Origin of the sequence: Clostridium aromativorans (assembly GCF_020908015.1) — a bacterium.
GTDB lineage: Bacteria > Bacillota > Clostridia > Clostridiales > Clostridiaceae > Clostridium_B > Clostridium_B aromativorans.
In genome coordinates, this window is sequence record NZ_JAJJPB010000020.1 from 50,677 (window position 1) to 67,012 (window position 16,336).

Sequence of the window (16,336 nt, forward strand, 5' to 3'; positions counted from 1 at the left end):
ATGTTTGTAAGTAAATTGATGATAAAATTCGTATAATTATAATTTTGTCATCAGATAATCGGGGAGGAAATAGAATATTATGATTATACAAGCACCAAGAGGTACTAAAGATATATTGCCTGCGGAGTCTTACAAATGGCATTATCTAGAAAATATATTTAAAAATATAGCTGCTTCTTATGGATACAGGGAAATAAGGACACCTGTTTTTGAATACACAGAACTTTTTGAAAGAGGAGTAGGTGAGACTACGGATGTTGTTCAAAAAGAGATGTATACATTTCAAGACAAATCAGGAAGAAGCCTTACTCTTAAAGCTGAGGGGACATCACCAGCGGTAAGAGCTTTTGTGGAAAGCAGTTTGTATAATGAAGCTCAGCCAACTAAATTGTTTTATTTTACACCGGTTTTAAGGTATGAAAGTGTTCAAAAGGGAAGACTTAGAGAGCACCATCAATTTGGTATAGAGGCTTTTGGTGCTGGGGAAGCTTCACTGGATGCAGAAGTCATAAGTCTGGCTATGAGAGTGTATAAGGAACTTGGTATAAGCGGGCTGGAATTGAACATAAACAGTATAGGATGCCCTAAATGCAGGAAAAAATATAATGAGATCTTAAAAAATTTTCTATCTGAAAAATACGATGAGCTGTGTGATACCTGTAAAAGCAGATTTTATAAGAATCCCATGCGAATACTGGATTGCAAAGTGGAGAGCTGCAAGAAAATAGTAAAGGAAGCTCCATTGATACTGGATTACCTATGTGATGAGTGCAGGGATCATTTTGAGAAATTGAAGAAATATTTAACTGCTTTGGGCATAGAGTACAAGATAAATCCGTTGATAGTGAGGGGACTTGATTATTACAGCAAGACTGTATTTGAAATAATCGATAATGATATAACCGTATGCGGCGGTGGAAGATATGATTATCTAATAGAAGAGGTTGGAGGACCACAGATGCCTGCCGTAGGATTTGGGATGGGCATAGAGAGGACACTTCTAACATTGGAAGAAAATGGGATAGAAATACCAAAGCTTCCCTATATAGATTTATATATAGGTGCTATGGGAGATAACGCAAGGATAAGGGCTCTTGAACTGGTTAATAAATTAAGAGAGAAAAATTTAAGATGTGAATGTGATCATATGAATAGAAGTGTAAAGGCCGAAATGAAATATGCAAATAAAATAGATGCTAGATTTACAGTTATAATAGGTGAGGATGAATTACAGTCAAATGTTGCTAAATTTAAGAGAATGTTTGATGGAAAACAATTTTCAATTAATTTAGAAAATATGGATGAAATCCTAAACTTAGTTAAATTATAAAATCTTATAAAAAATTTAAATGGTCAAATAATGAGAAGAATAGGAGTTGAAAAACCGTTAAAGTAACATTATTGAGAAATTTATAATGTGAGAACATACCTTGGAGTGCGGGACCAGAGAAGTTTAACTTCATGCACAATGAAACGGGTAAATGCACTTATTTAATGTGATGATAAGGAGCATTATACGGCGAATGTAATGGGAGAATCATTGAATGGGCTTAAAAGAACTCATATGTGTGGTGAACTTAGAGAAAATAATATAGGTGAAAAAGTTACAGTAATGGGCTGGGTTCAAAGGAAAAGAAATTTAGGCAGCCTGATATTTGTGGATCTCAGAGATAGAACTGGAATACTCCAGATTGTATTTGGAGAAGGGATAAATGAAGAAGCATTTCAGAAATCAGATAATGTAAAATCCGAATACTGCATAGCTGCTACTGGAGTTATTGTAAAAAGGGAATCGCCCAATAGGGGAATTTCCACTGGTATGGTGGAATTAAAAGGAGAATGTATAAAAATATTTTCAGAATCTAAGACACCTCCTATATATATAAAGGAAAATTTGGATACAGATGAAAATATAAGGCTTAAATACAGATATCTTGACTTAAGAAGGCCTGATATGCAGAGAATACTCAGATTGAGACACAGAATAGCTAAAGTTATAAGGGATTTTCTGGATGAAGAGGGATTTGTTGAAATAGAGACTCCAATGCTTGGAAAAAGTACACCAGAAGGGGCCAGAGACTACCTTGTGCCCAGCAGAAATTATAAGGGCAAATTCTATGCTCTTCCCCAGTCACCACAACTTTATAAACAGCTTTTAATGGTTTCGGGGTTTGACAAATACTTTCAGATAGTTAAATGCTTTAGAGATGAAGATTTAAGGGCAAATAGACAGCCTGAATTTACCCAGGTTGATATGGAACTTTCCTTTGTAGAGCAGAAAGATGTGATGGACGTAAATGAAAGATTGCTTCAGAGAGTGTTTAAAGAGATTCTAAATCTGGATATAAAGCTTCCTATAGAGAGAATGCCATATAAGGTTGCTATGGAAAAATACGGAACCGATAAACCGGATTTGAGGTTCGGTATGGAGATAAATGACATAACTGATGTGGTGAAAAATACTGACTTTAAGGTATTTCAAAATGCCATTGAAAATGGCGGCTCGGTGAGAGCCATAAGAGTCCGGAACTCCTCCTCTATGAGTAGAAAGCAGATTGATAAGCTGGTGGAGTTTGTAAAGGATTATGGGGCTAAGGGACTTGTTTGGATAGAGTACAGAGAAGATGAAGTTAAGTCATCTGCATCAAAATTTTTAACAGAAACAGACACGAAAAAAATATTAAATAGGATGGAGGCAGTGCCGGGGGATCTTATACTCATAGCTGCTGACAAAAATAAAGTTGTACTTGAAAGTTTAGGTGCGCTTAGAGTTCATATGGCAAAGGAAACTGGCATTTTAAAAAATAACGATGAATTTAGGTTTGTCTGGATAACGGAATTTCCTCTTTTGTCCTATAATGAGGAGGAAAAGAGATATCAGGCAGAACACCATCCATTCACTATGCCTATGGATGAGGATATACAATATCTGGAAAGTGATCCAGGCAGAGTAAGGGCCAAGGCCTACGATATAGTATTGAATGGAGAGGAATTGGGCGGAGGAAGTATAAGAATACATGACACCAAGCTGCAGGAAAAGATGTTTCAGGTAATTGGAATTACACAAAAAAGTGCCTGGGAAAAGTTTGGATATCTTCTGGAGGCCTTTAAATTTGGGCCACCACCCCATGGTGGCCTGGCCTATGGATTTGACAGGATGGTGATGTTTTTGGCAAATACTGACAATATAAAAGATGTCATAGCATTTCCTAAGAATCAAAATGCATTTTGTCCACTGACAGAGGCTCCTAACGTAGTAGATGAAGTCCAACTGGAGGAACTTGGAATTGGCATAAAAGATTTAAATAGGGACAATTAAATATATATTTGATAAAGATAAAATTTGAAAAATGTAGTATAATAATGTTGAGAGTTTAAAGAAAATAAATTTTTATTTACACTTAAAATTGAAGAATTCCTGCTGTGTACGTAGAATGAGTTGATGTTGACCGAACATTTTATAGAAGGGAATTTAACTCTTCTTGTGGAATGAAACCTGATTTATTTCGGGCACAAGAAGCAAGAAGGAGATGCCCACCTGCTGGGAGCGGGTTCAAAGTAACTCACGATACGGCATGGTGGGATTTTATTATTTAGACTATTTTTCATGTTACTATATATTGCCTGAGCTTTGTAAACGGGATGTTAGAGAAGATAGAGAATCTAATATTTCCTGGCGAGGAAGGTTGCCAGCAGATAATTCACTGTCATCTTTTAATAATAGATTTTTGTAAAATTCTATGGAGTATTTTAAGAATTCAGTGCTATAATTATTTTCTTGTAAAATCTCATATACCATATCTTCAGCTTTATCATATTTGTGGCAGCTTGTATAGTAGTTTATAATTTGATTTTGGAGTTCGTGGGTTAATTTGTACTGAGATATTTTATTTATAATGGAATCTATGTCTGAAAAATAAATTTCTAATTTGCAGTCATCTGTTTTGCCTAAATAGGCATTTAAAAATAAATGCAGGGATTTTTGATGTATGTAAAATGAATAATCCAGTTTATTTTGAGTTTCTAAAATATTACCCTCTTCTTCTAACAGTTTAGCTACTATTATGCATTTATCTGTGTTTACAGTTCCATTAATTTTTACCATTTCCATTAAATTTTCTACAGAAAAAGAGTTAAAAAATTTTAAACTCAGCCTAAACATGTCTTTAAAAGCGGTATCGATTGAATCTAAAGCTTCATCATAATTTTTATTTTTTTTATACTCCAATATTTTAATCAATAGTTCATTGAATTTTTTAATTAATTCTGCAGTTATAGTTCTTTTTAGCATTATACATACCTCCAGGGCTTTATAAAAAGCACTAATAATATCATATATTATTATACTAAAAAATTATTTTATTTACTATAAAAAGCCATAATAAATATTGAACATCAATATTTATTATGTTAATATAATATTTGTAATATATAGTTTTTAAAACTATGTATTACAATACTGATATTTAATTTATAAAGGAGTAGTGCCTTATGGATGATCAATTGAAATTTTACAGCAAGGGAGAGGAAATAGCCAATGCGGTGACACATGGAATAGGTACCCTACTTTCAATAGCAGCTCTTGTTCTTTTAATTGTTTTTTCTGTGGAAAAAGGTGATAAATGGTATGTAATAAGTTATACTATATATGGAATTTCTATGTTTATTTTATATTTGGGCTCTACTCTATATCATAGTATAACCAATGTTAGAGCTAAGAGAGTTCTTAGAATATTTGATCATGCATCTATTTATTTGCTCATTGCAGGAACTTATACACCATTTACTTTGACTATTTTGAGAAGTTCTGTAGGGTGGGTAATTTTTGGCATAATATGGGCACTGGCAATTTTGGGAATAATAATGAAGATATTCTGGGTGGGAAAATATGAGATTGCCTCTACCTTATTGTATATCTTTATGGGATGGATAATAATTTTTGCAATGAAGAAACTTCTGATACTGCTATCTCCTATGGGAATAGCACTTTTGGTTGCAGGAGGAATCATATATACTGCGGGAGCCTTTCTCTATATGATGAATAAAATACCTTATAATCATGCAATATGGCATATTTTTGTTATTGGAGGAAGTGCGTGCCACTTTTTCTGTATACTTTTATATTTATTTCCCAATTCATAATTATAGCTAAAATCACTGTTGAAATATAATATTTCAGCAGTGATTTAATATTTGTTTCAAAAGTAATTTTATTTTTTATTGGTCAGATTATTGGCCACATTTACTATAAAATCCTGAACATTTGTTACTATAGAAGTCACTTCTAAACTTCCCCTGTCTCTTAATTTATTTACTACAAATTCTGATATATCCACGGTGTATATATAAACTGGTCTTATCTTTCCATCTTGTATTTTGTATACTGGGGTCATATTTCCAGTTGCTATAGTGTGAAGTTGAGTTGCCAGGCATATGACTGTAGTAGCTTTTTTGCAATAATGCCTCATGGTGTTCTGGGATTCATATACATTTGGAATTACAGAAGGCAGAGGACCATCATCCCTTATAGAACCTGCAAGTATTAGAGGAATTTTATTTTTGACACAGGAGTAAATGACTCCATTTTCTATATGTTCCTCTTTAATAAAATTGTTAAAAGATCCGCACTTTCGTACTTTATTTATTACATCTATATGGTTGTAGTGACCATTTATTACAGAACGTTGAGTATATATGTTCTGGCCTAGAGCTGTTTTTAAAAGGGATCCTTCAAGATCATGGGTAGCAAGCGCATTTCCGGCAAAAATACAATTTGCATACCCATAATCTATAAGAGATGACATTGCCTTTTTAGAATCAGCATCAAATACTACAGCAGGACCCAACACCCATAGTATATATCCATGTTCTTTTTCATATCTCAACAGTTCATATAAATTATCATAATCTTTGGAGCAGGAGCTTTCTCTGCTTCTTCCAGATCTAAATAAAAATGTTTGATTTTCTGATTTGAAATTATTTTCAAATCCATTTATATGAATAAAAATTCCCTCGCTGGTATTTTCACTTCTTCCAAGTATTACTTCTTCTCCTACTTCTAAATTCCGGAATTCTTTTACTTTCAGTTTGTCATGCTTATCTACAACTACTACGCAGTCCATTCGACTTTCGGGTGCCAATATCCATTTACCATTTATTTTAAAATATTCAGGATAGATAGAAGTTGCATGATAGTTGTCAGGAGCTATCCCTTTTATTTTAACTTTTTCTGTGACTGCGTTAGGGGCGGAAAGAAATATTTCGTCTGTAAAATTAGGTGAATGGTACTCGGGTAATTCAAAATTCATTGTGAAGACCTCCCTTATAGATTTAACTAAATACAATTATATCAAAAAATACTGACTTAAGGCTAGTGATGAAATTTGATTTTTACATTGAATGATAAACAGAAATTTGTATTATATAAGACAAAAATACGACTTAATTAGATGATTTATGATATAATAAACAAAAATTAATTATATTGGAACAAAAATATATCATTTTATGAAATATTACAGAATAAAATGTAGATAAATAGTGAAATGTTTTGGCAAAATTTCAGTAAATATTAAAAGGAGTATTTACATATTATGTAGAATATATAAATAATAAATCTATTTGAAGAGGATAATAATTATGGTTAACAGTAATATTTTTGGATATCATTCTTCATTTTACTATTGTGGATTAGGACATTTGATCGTAAATATGCATCGATATATTAAAGATGGCGCTGACAAAGGGGAAAAAATCTATATTTGTACCGAAGATAGAATATATTTTAAATTATTAGAGTACCTAGGTGAATACAATAAATATATAGAATATTTTGATGTAATTAATATGATGGACTACTATAAGAAAATGGGATTGAGAAAAGTAAAAGTAAAGCTTTCAAAATGTATAGGGCAAAATATTGAGAAAGGTTATACAGGGGCAAGGTTCATTATGCAAATTGGCTATGTGATTTCAAGAACCTCTGCTGAAGATTTCTTATATTTTGATAAAAATATATCAAATATAATTTTAGGTACTAGGGCATCTTTTATGTGTGTTTATGATTTTGAAGATTATTTAAATAATAAAAACTTTATAAATGATAATATCATAAGGGAATCCTATAAAAATCATTTTTTTAGACTATATGGTGGTAAACTAAAAAAATGGGATGAACTGTTAAATTTAAAATAATCCTAGCTTTTAAGTTAGGATTATTTTAAATTTACATTATCTTGTTTCTAATTTATAATAAGGGTGATATTATATAATAGTTGACAACTCAAAATTGATAGTAAATAATTGAGGAAATGATTTTGGAGGTAATTTGATGGATAATGAAAAACTGTTGATATTAGATGGTCACAGCTTGATGAACAGAGCATTTTATGCGCTGCCGGATCTAACTAATTCGGAGGGAGTACATACCAATGCAGTTTATGGTTTTTTAAATATGTTGTTAAAAATGAAAAAGGAGATCGAACCCAATTATATAGTCTGCACTTTTGATAAGAGTGCACCTACTTTTAGACATGATAAGTATACTGAATACAAAGCTGGAAGAAAAAAAATGCCTCCTGAATTATCACAGCAATTTCCTATAATACAGGAAATATTAAATATGATGTCCATAAATATTTTTGAAATAGATGGGTTTGAAGCAGATGATTTGATGGGAACACTATCTGTTTTTGCTGAAGATAAAGGCATAGAGGTATATATAATTACAGGGGATAGAGATGCCCTTCAATTGGCTACAGATAAGGTTAAAATAATCATAACTAAAAAGGGAATTACACAAAAGGAAATATATGATAGGAGCAGAATGGTAGAAGAGTACGGTGTAACTCCTACGCAATTCATAGATGTTAAAGGGCTTATGGGAGATAGCTCGGATAACATACCTGGTGTTCCTGGCGTAGGTGAGAAGACTGCTTTTAAATTAATAAGAGAATATAAAAGCATAGAAAATGTATTTGAGAATATAGATAATATCAGTGGTAAAAAACTGAGGGAAAATTTAAAAAAATATATGGAACAGGCTGCTTTTAGCAAAAAACTTGCTACTATTGTCACAGATGTTCCCATAGAAATGGATTTAAGTTCCATTGAATCGAAGAAACAATATGATGCCGAAGGATTAAAAAAATTATTTGAAAGACTTGAATTTAAATCTCTCATAAACAAAATACCGGGTTCAAAGCAGAGAGAGAAGGATGAAATATGTAAGACACAGGATTATAGAGTAAAAGTCAATCATGTAGATGATTTAAATAAGTTAAAAAATTTTGTGCATTATCTGTCAGGTTCAAAAATAAAAGACAATTTATTGTATATAAATTTTAATGTAGTCAACGGCAAAACATATTCTAAAAATTTCATAGATAAAATATTTATAAATTCAGGGGAAGAAAATTTTGAGATAGATGTGAGCAAATTATATGATGAGAACGAGGATGACACTGTTGAATTAATGAAGGTTCTATTTGAGAACCCCAACTTGTATAAGATCAGTTATGATGTAAAATCTCCCTGCAGCATATTGCATAGGATGGGTATAAAACTTTCAAAAATAAAATTTGATATAAAGATAGCAGCATATCTTATAGATTCATCCAAGTCCAATTATGAACTTTTGGATATTATTAAAGAGTATACAGCAGTGGATATTTCAGAGGAAGATAAAGATATTTTTGTAAAAGAAACGGCTGCGCTTGAAAAAGTTTATTCTGTATTAAGACAGAAAGTAGAGGAGGGAAATATGGAAAAACTTCTTTATGAAGTGGAACAGCCTCTTATACCTGTACTTGCATCTATGGAATATGAGGGATTTAAAGTTGACAGGAATAGACTTTTACAGCAGGAAGATAAATTTAAACTGAAAATAGATAAAGTGCAAAATCAAATATATTCTCTTGCTGAAGAAGAGTTTAATATAAATTCTCCCAAACAACTTGGCAAAATACTTTTTGAGAAACTGGATCTACCTGTAATTAAAAAAACTAAAACAGGATATTCCACTAATGCGGAAGTGCTGGAAAAACTGAAAGGGAAACATCCTATAATTGAAAATATAATGTATTACAGACAACTGACTAAATTGTATTCTACCTATATTGAGGGTCTTAAAACTGTTATAGAGGAGGATGACAAAATTCATTCCAGTTTCAATCAAACAGTGACTACTACTGGAAGACTTTCAAGTACAGAACCCAATCTTCAAAATATACCTATAAAGTATGAAATGGGCAGAGAAATAAGAAAAATATTTGTGCCCGATAATGAGGACTGTGTTATACTTTCAGCTGATTATTCTCAGATAGAACTTAGAGTACTTGCCCATATTGCAGATGATAAAAATTTGATAAGTGCATTTATAAATCACAGTGATATTCATACTAAAACTGCTTCAGAAGTATTTAAAGTACCAATAGATGAAGTTACACCTGTTCAAAGAAGCAATGCAAAAGCAGTAAACTTTGGTATAGTATACGGTATAGGTGATTTTAGCCTGAGTAAAAGTTTAAATATATCCAGAAAAGAAGCTAAACTCTATATAGATACTTATTTTGAAAGATATCCTAATGTTAAATTATATATGGACAATATAGTGAAAGAAGCTAGAGAGAATTTTTATGTTACTACGATTATGAATAGGAGAAGATTTATACCTGAGATAAAGTCTTCTAATAAAATAGTAAGGGCCTTGGGAGAAAGACTTGCTATGAATACTCCTATTCAAGGAAGTGCAGCAGATATTATAAAGATAGCTATGGTCAATGTGTATAGAAGACTAGAGAAGGAACATCTAAGAAGTAAACTTATACTTCAGGTACACGATGAATTGATCTTAAATGTATACAAAGAGGAGCTTGAAAGAGTAAAGAATATTGTGAAGATGGAAATGGAAAATGTATTGGATTTAAAAGTTCCCCTAGAGGTGGACATAAACATGGGCAGTAATTGGTATGAAGCCAAGTAAATATAGATAAAAGAGGGGTTGCTGTGATTAAAATAGGCCTTACAGGAGGAATAGGCAGTGGTAAAAGTACTGTTTCCAGTATGCTCCTGGAAAGAGGTATAAAAATAATAGATGCAGATGATATAGCCAGAAATGTAATTGAAAAATATCCTGCTATAATGGACGATATAAAATTAATTTTTGGAGAAAGATATATAGATAGTTCAAAAAAACTTAAGAGAAAAGAATTTGGAAATTATATATTTTCACATGAATGTGAAAGGGTAAAATACGAAAATATTATAATACCCTTTATCAAAAGAGAAATATTAAATAACATGAATAAACTGGAAAAAGACAATGAAAAGATATGTATAGTAGACGGAGCTACCCTTATAGAAAATCAATTTCATAAAAACTTAGACTTGGTTTTATTGGTTTGGGTAAATAAAAGGGTCCAAATACAAAGGGTGGAAAAGAGAGATAAACTCACAGAGCCTCAGGTAATACAGAGAATAAATTCACAGATGTCTTTAGAAGAAAAGAAAAAATATGCAGATTTTATATTGGATAATTCAGGCACATTGGAGAACACCAGAAGACAGTTAGAAAAAATATTTAGTAAGCTCAATATAAAATTTTAGGGGGTGAAGTGCCTTAAAATAATATTTAGGGCATAGATGAGATTGAAATTTATAAGCAAAATAGTAGTAATTATGATAGTGGCAATGGCAGTATTAAATGCAAAGAACATTGTAAGATACTATTTTCCTTTAAGATATTCAGACTATATAGTAAAGTACTCTAAAGATTATAACTTAGATCCATATTTTGTGATGGCTGTAATTAAAACGGAAAGCAATTTTAAAGCAGATATCAGATCCAGCAAAAATGCCATAGGTCTTATGCAGATAACTCCAGATACTGCAAAATGGGCAGCGGAGAAAATGGATATAAGAAGTTTTAGGGAAGACATGTTAAATGATCCGGAATTTAATATTAAAATGGGATGCTGGTATTTGAAGGATTTGAGCACAGAGTTTGATGGCAATATGAAGCTTGTTCTAGCTGCTTACAATGGAGGAAGGGGAAATGTGCAAAAATGGTTGAAAGACTCTCAACATTCAGCAGATGGGGAGAATCTTCACTATATACCTTTTAAGGAGACAGATAAGTATATCAAAAAGGTTGAAGTTAGCTATAAAGTCTACAAGTATTTATATGGTAGAGCTGACAGGAGTGATTTTCCTCGTAAATTTCTGCAATTTTGGTTGACAACTATGTAAAAACCCATTATAATACTTATTGTATGCGAGAGTGGCGGAACAGGCAGACGCGCACGTTTGAGGGGCGTGTGAGTAAAATCGTACGGGTTCAAGTCCCGTCTTTCGCACCAAAATTGTATAATGTAATACGTCTAAAGTGTAATGAGTTTAAACATTAAAAATGTTATAGGCTTGTTGCACTTTTTTATTTTGTCTTATTTTATGGGTAATGGGTTTTATGTTTCAGAATGTGCCCATCTATTCCAACTGTATCTATAATGTGAAATAAATGAACGATATGTTAATAAAGTATTACAATATAGAAAACAACAAGAAATAACTCGAAAAAAGGGGTGAAATGTAAGATGAACAGAAAGAAAATAGTAAGTTTACTGCTAACTTTGGGAATATTGGCTACACCAGTTGTAGCACCACAGTATACTGATGCTGGGAACCTAAATAATAAGGTTTATGCATATGATGATACTATCCGGGACGGAAATAAAGCGCAGAAAGCACCATTGCAGACAGCTACAGGACAGGTTGGAGAAGGTATTACAACGCCTGCTAGGATGGCGGAAAATATGACTTACGAAGAAGCAATGTCTTCTCCTTATAAAGTGGAAGCAACATATGATGAAACAGGACATTTAAAGGATGGTTCTGGCTCGAATAACAGTGGCAATAATACAGGAAGTACGAATTCGGCGACATTACTACATCTAGATTTGCAGGAAAAGACCGCTTTGAGACATCTCTTGCTATAGTAAAACAGTATGTAGGTACTGGAACTCTGAATAATGTTGTAATTTCTTGTGGATACGGTTTTGCAGACGCACTGGCAGGTTCAACGCTGGCTAAGAAACTGGACTGCCCCATTCTTCTTATAGGTTCATTGCAGGACAGTTCAGTAAATAAATTAAAATAATAAATTTAAGTTGAGGAAGCTAAGCAGTTAAGAACTGTGAGACTTCCTTTTGCAATAAATGTGAGATGCAAAATATAGTAAGATTAAAACAAGTAATGGAAGTGACAATTTTAACATATATATAAATAATCTGAATGATTATTTATCGCTAGATCGAATAAGGTAAAAATTATTATATATCAATCTAAAATGGTTGCATATACATATAGCAACCCAAAATGGTTGTATATTGTTCTTGAATATTGTACAATTAATCTGAGGTGAGGGATATGAAAAAATACTCAGCTCTGATTATTGATTTAAAAAAATCAAGATCTTATGAGCATTTCGATCGGATTAACCTCCAAAATTATATTAAAAATACTATTTTGATTTTGAACAAAATATTTGCTAATGTACTGGAACTCAATGTTGTATTCAGTGCCGGCGATGAGGTGCAGGGGCTGTTTTCTTCGCCTCAGGCTGCCTATCTCTACCTTCGGTTGTTTAATATGCTGATTTTCCCTGTTGAAATCCGGGCCGGAATTGGTGTAGGAGAGTGGAGCGTAAGGATAGACAGCGGCATTTCTACTGAACAGGACGGATCGGCATACCATAATGCACGATATGCCATCAATAATGTGGAGGATTCTCTGGGATATTCTATCCTTCTGTTTTCGAAGAGCCAGAATGATATTTATATTAATTCAGCTATAAGTACAGCAGCCATACTGGTAAAAAATCAGAGCCAATATCAAAATGAACTATTTTTACTTTCAGAATTGATGTATCCTATTGATATAAATGGTGCACTTAAATTTAACAACTTTGAGGAGCTGAATTCTTTGATTGCACAAAAAAATCAAATTGGATATTATGTCAGGTGGAAATCCAGTCGAAACATTCAAAAATATCCTTTGTCGGTACCAATGGATTTTAGCTTTGGATGTAATCCTATAAACGCCCTTGCTGATGAAGAGCAATTTTATGTATCTTCCGGAAAAGTCAAAGGACTTCCGGCAAAATTGGCAAAATTGTTGGGAACAAGCAGACAGAACATGGACAAATCCATAAGAGCGGGTAATATCTATCAAGCAAGGAATTCAGCTATTGTTGCCCTGAAATTAATGAATCAATATATTTCGGAGGAGAGACAATGGTAACTTTATTACTTGTTATTTCTCATTTAATTGGAGATTTTGTATTACAGTCATCAAAGATGTCTGTAGAAAAGCGGCAGCATTTTTTAAAGTTGCTGAAACATTGTGGGATTTATGCCTTTGTAATTACAGCTATGTTATTTATATCTACTGATATCAGGAGTGCTATAGGGGCGGCAGTTATTATAGGCATATCACATTTGGTGATCGATTATGTAAGGATTCTTGTAGATAGGAAAGCTGCTGCGCATATTCAAATTTTTTGCTATTTTTTCGATCAGATTTTACACTTGAGTATCATATTTGTCGTTTCTTGCTATTTCAATTTGGACACGCATCTTGGAGGATTTCTGCAATCGGTTCTATATGCATTTGGAAAAGCGAGTATCAATAATGGCATAGTCTATATGCTGGTTTATTTAGTGATACTGCAGCCTGCAGCAATTACTGTGAAAAAGATGCTTTCATATATTTCTAACCAAGAATATAATAATAATGATGATGAAGATGCTGTGACGAATTATAATGCAGGATATACCATAGGCATCCTTGAACGGATTATTGTAGCAACATTGGTACTGCAGGACCAATTACCCACTATTGGATTGGTATTAACTGCAAAGAGTTTAGCCAGATTCAATCAACTCAATGATAGGGAATTCGCTGAAAAATACTTAGTGGGCACCCTAATGAGCATTGCTATCTCTATTGTTGCCACTCTGATTTTGAAGGGCTTGCTTTTATAAACTAAATAGAACTCAAAAAACAAGCCGGCATTGAAAAATGCCGGCAGTTCTGAAATTTAAAAGCATTTTTTAGAATCTGCTTTATCTTGAACGTGTACAAGTGCCTCTCCAAAACGCTGAAAATGGACTATCTCTCTTGCCCACAGAAATTTAAGCACATCTATTATATCAGGATCATCCGTTAAAGTTATCAAATGCTCATAAGTTGTTCTGGCCTTTTGCTCTGCTGCCATGTCTTCATGAAGATCCGTTATCGGATCTGATGTAGCGGTTATATAGGTGGCAGTCCAGGGAAAGCCATTAGCATCTTGCCAGTAAAGTGCACGTCCATGCTGAACAAAATGTCCACCTAAACCTGCTTCCTCCAGTTCACATACAGTAGCATTTTTTGTGAGTTGATATACCATAGCACCTATGATTTCTACATGTGCTAATTCTTCTGTACCGATATCAGTAAGTAAACCTTTAGTTTTTCCTGTAGGCATGGTGTAGCGCTGGTTTAAATATCTGAGAGCAGCACTTAATTCCCCATCGGGTCCTCCGTATTGGGCAACAAGGTATTTAGCCATTCTTATATCCTTACTTTTAATATTAACAGGATATTCTAATTTTTTCTCATAAATCCACATATATGTGACCTCCTAGTTTCCTCTTTCCCAAGGCCAGGGTTGATTTGTCCAGGACCAGGGATATTCGCTTTGACTAAATCCAAAATTAATAAGCATTCCGAAATTTGCTTCGTATTCTCTTTTTAGGTACATAAGTTGTTTTGATAAGGTATTATAATCAGCCAGAGCCTTTTTATTATCGGGAAAATTATCTAAATAAATATTTAGATCTACTGCGGCGAACTCCACTTGTCGTATCTTATCTAATAATTTTTTACCATCTTTCATATTTATTTCCTCCTATTTTATATTAATCATTTGGATAAGGTATGACCAGATTGGGAAATACGGTACCTTTTTGAAGTGCCACATTTAAAGGAAGCAAGCCTATATAAGGCTGCATAGGCACATAGGCCTGTGCTAATCTTTTACCTGAATCAGCTGCAAACATGGAAGGGATCATATATTGTTCTGGATTCATATAGGGAGCAAATTTTGAATACACTATTTTCACCTCTTATATTCTTTTACAATGATAATATATTCATTATCAAAAATTGTGTTAACATAAATCATGTACATGAAACTTATTTGAGAGATACTATTAGATCTGTATATGAGAACTTTGGCAAATTTATCAATATAGGTTTTAAATATTGTTATTTAATGATATAATCATATTAGATATTATTATAAAATATATGAAACTAAATATGAAATGACTGTGTTAAAGAAGGTTATGTAAGCTCCTGTAAAATTTTTGTTATATAATCTGTGTACCCTCCAATTATATATTTTGTATTTGTTAGAAGCTTGCATAAATCTTCTAGTATTTATGGTAGTAAGGAACTTTTGTTACTCCAAATAAAATTATATTTTATTTGGAGTATTTTTTTTATTAGGTATAAAAATATCTCCTATTATACAAAATAGATTTGGAGGTGTTTTTATGTCAATAAATTTAACGAATAAGGAAAGATTATTATTGGAAGACCAAAAAAGCCATGAAGTTACGTGTATAAATAAATACACAAATTATGCCAATCAAGCACAGGATTCTCAGTTAAGACAACTGTTCTTAAACAATGCTTCTATTGAACAAGAGCATTTAAATAGTGTGAATTCACTTTTAAATGGAAATGTACCTGATTTAAACAACAAACAGCAGGCTAAACCCAATTTAAACGCAAATGCGGGTAGATCTCCATCACAGGCAGGGGCATCTCAAGTCAGTGATGAGGATATGTGCAAGGATATGCTTATGACAGAAAAATATGTTTCAGGTACATATGATACTTCAATATTTGAGTTTAGGGATACAAATGCACGGGATGTATTAAATCATATACAAAAAGAGGAACAGAAACATGGCGAGTCCATTTACAAGTATATGGAAAGTAAAGGAATGTATAAAGCTCAATAACGCTCAGGGTTATTGAAATTGAACTGTTGTAAAATGTGTTAGATATTTATGAAAAAACCGCCTTGAAAATTTTGATTACAATTTTAAGGCGGTTTTAACAAAAAGGGCGTAATTCTCCTATCTTCTATAAGTGGGAGATGAATAGTCCTTGTTATTTTAGGCTCGATGCCTAAAATAATAACTACTTGACGAATTATTATATATGATGTATTCTAAAATCAGTGGTAAATATATAAATGAGTTAAATAAATAGATTTAGATACAAA

General features: G+C 32.6%; 17 protein-coding genes, 1 tRNA gene and 1 other RNA gene. 14 read left to right on the plus strand and 5 right to left on the minus strand.

All coding sequences use genetic code 11. From position 1 onward, the window contains the following. Window positions 1-79 precede the first annotated feature (79 nt). The 3 genes from hisS (at window position 80) to ssrS (ending at window position 3,589) form a co-directional block, all read left to right on the plus strand. On the plus strand, window positions 80-1,330 hold the full coding sequence (gene hisS, locus LN736_RS13825; protein ID WP_229981746.1) for a histidine--tRNA ligase: 1,251 nt from the start codon (window positions 80-82) through the stop codon (window positions 1,328-1,330). A gap of 198 nt (window positions 1,331-1,528) precedes the next feature. Continuing rightward, window positions 1,529-3,319, plus strand: coding sequence for an aspartate--tRNA ligase (gene aspS / locus LN736_RS13830; protein ID WP_229981747.1), 1,791 nt, complete (start codon window positions 1,529-1,531; stop codon window positions 3,317-3,319). A gap of 93 nt (window positions 3,320-3,412) precedes the next feature. Then, window positions 3,413-3,589: non-coding RNA, 6S RNA (ssrS, locus tag LN736_RS13835), on the plus strand. 24 nt (window positions 3,590-3,613) lie between these two features. Here the strand turns inward: ssrS and LN736_RS13840 are convergent. Continuing rightward, a complete protein-coding gene (locus LN736_RS13840; protein ID WP_229981748.1) occupies window positions 3,614-4,291 on the minus strand; it encodes a DUF6483 family protein in 678 nt (225 codons plus the stop codon). Window positions 4,292-4,491: 200 nt separating this feature from the next. Between LN736_RS13840 and trhA the strand changes: the two genes are divergently transcribed. After that, window positions 4,492-5,142: a PAQR family membrane homeostasis protein TrhA gene (gene trhA / locus LN736_RS13845; protein WP_229981749.1), complete on the plus strand. Its 651-nt coding sequence runs from the start codon at window positions 4,492-4,494 to the stop codon at window positions 5,140-5,142. A gap of 68 nt (window positions 5,143-5,210) precedes the next feature. Here trhA and LN736_RS13850 read toward each other — a convergent pair whose 3' ends face one another. Further along, window positions 5,211-6,308, minus strand: coding sequence for a putative NPN-dependent ornithine cyclodeaminase (locus LN736_RS13850; protein WP_150358176.1), 1,098 nt, complete (start codon window positions 6,306-6,308; stop codon window positions 5,211-5,213). 331 nt (window positions 6,309-6,639) lie between these two features. On the opposite strand from LN736_RS13850, the gene LN736_RS13855 reads away from it, so the two are divergent. The 9 genes from LN736_RS13855 to LN736_RS13890 all read left to right on the plus strand — a co-directional run bounded on the left by LN736_RS13855 (window position 6,640) and on the right by LN736_RS13890 (window position 14,039). After that, window positions 6,640-7,194, plus strand: coding sequence for an MEDS domain-containing protein (locus tag LN736_RS13855; protein ID WP_150358177.1), 555 nt, complete (start codon window positions 6,640-6,642; stop codon window positions 7,192-7,194). Window positions 7,195-7,330: 136 nt separating this feature from the next. Next, window positions 7,331-9,982, plus strand: a complete 2,652-nt coding sequence (polA, locus tag LN736_RS13860) for a DNA polymerase I (protein ID WP_179977866.1) — start codon at window positions 7,331-7,333, stop codon at window positions 9,980-9,982. A 23-nt stretch (window positions 9,983-10,005) separates the two neighbouring features. After that, window positions 10,006-10,605, plus strand: coding sequence for a dephospho-CoA kinase (coaE, locus tag LN736_RS13865; protein WP_150358179.1), 600 nt, complete (start codon window positions 10,006-10,008; stop codon window positions 10,603-10,605). Between the two features lie 42 nt (window positions 10,606-10,647). Next, window positions 10,648-11,247, plus strand: a complete 600-nt coding sequence (locus tag LN736_RS13870; RefSeq protein WP_150358180.1) for a lytic transglycosylase domain-containing protein — start codon at window positions 10,648-10,650, stop codon at window positions 11,245-11,247. Window positions 11,248-11,272: 25 nt separating this feature from the next. Further along, window positions 11,273-11,357: transfer RNA gene (locus tag LN736_RS13875), tRNA-Leu, on the plus strand. A gap of 222 nt (window positions 11,358-11,579) precedes the next feature. Further along, entirely contained in the window at window positions 11,580-11,993 is a 414-nt protein-coding gene (locus LN736_RS13880; protein ID WP_229981750.1) for a hypothetical protein, read from the plus strand. Next, window positions 11,990-12,154: a cell wall-binding repeat-containing protein gene (locus LN736_RS19225; protein ID WP_407647174.1), complete on the plus strand. Its 165-nt coding sequence runs from the start codon at window positions 11,990-11,992 to the stop codon at window positions 12,152-12,154. Before LN736_RS13880 ends, LN736_RS19225 begins: the two co-directional genes overlap by 4 nt. Before the next feature lie 269 nt (window positions 12,155-12,423). Then, window positions 12,424-13,296, plus strand: a complete 873-nt coding sequence (locus LN736_RS13885) for a SatD family protein (protein WP_229981751.1) — start codon at window positions 12,424-12,426, stop codon at window positions 13,294-13,296. Continuing rightward, complete coding sequence (locus tag LN736_RS13890) at window positions 13,290-14,039, plus strand: DUF3307 domain-containing protein (RefSeq protein WP_229981752.1); 750 nt, start codon at window positions 13,290-13,292, stop codon at window positions 14,037-14,039. The genes LN736_RS13885 and LN736_RS13890 overlap by 7 nt, the downstream gene beginning before the upstream one ends. A 56-nt stretch (window positions 14,040-14,095) precedes the next feature. Here the strand turns inward: LN736_RS13890 and LN736_RS13895 are convergent, their stop codons facing one another. From LN736_RS13895 to LN736_RS13905, 3 genes are read right to left on the minus strand one after another with little or no spacing between them, the layout of a single operon-like run. Beyond that, window positions 14,096-14,668, minus strand: a complete 573-nt coding sequence (locus tag LN736_RS13895; RefSeq protein WP_150358185.1) for a manganese catalase family protein — start codon at window positions 14,666-14,668, stop codon at window positions 14,096-14,098. A gap of 12 nt (window positions 14,669-14,680) precedes the next feature. Continuing rightward, the gene (locus LN736_RS13900; RefSeq protein ID WP_150358186.1) at window positions 14,681-14,935 is read right to left on the minus strand and encodes a spore coat protein CotJB; all 255 of its coding nucleotides are present in this window, start codon (window positions 14,933-14,935) and stop codon (window positions 14,681-14,683) included. Window positions 14,936-14,957: 22 nt separating this feature from the next. Then, window positions 14,958-15,152, minus strand: coding sequence for a spore coat associated protein CotJA (locus LN736_RS13905; RefSeq protein WP_229981753.1), 195 nt, complete (start codon window positions 15,150-15,152; stop codon window positions 14,958-14,960). 444 nt (window positions 15,153-15,596) lie between these two features. On the opposite strand from LN736_RS13905, the gene LN736_RS13910 reads away from it, so the two are divergent. Continuing rightward, complete coding sequence (locus LN736_RS13910; protein ID WP_150358187.1) at window positions 15,597-16,070, plus strand: spore coat protein; 474 nt, start codon at window positions 15,597-15,599, stop codon at window positions 16,068-16,070. Window positions 16,071-16,336 lie beyond the last annotated feature (266 nt).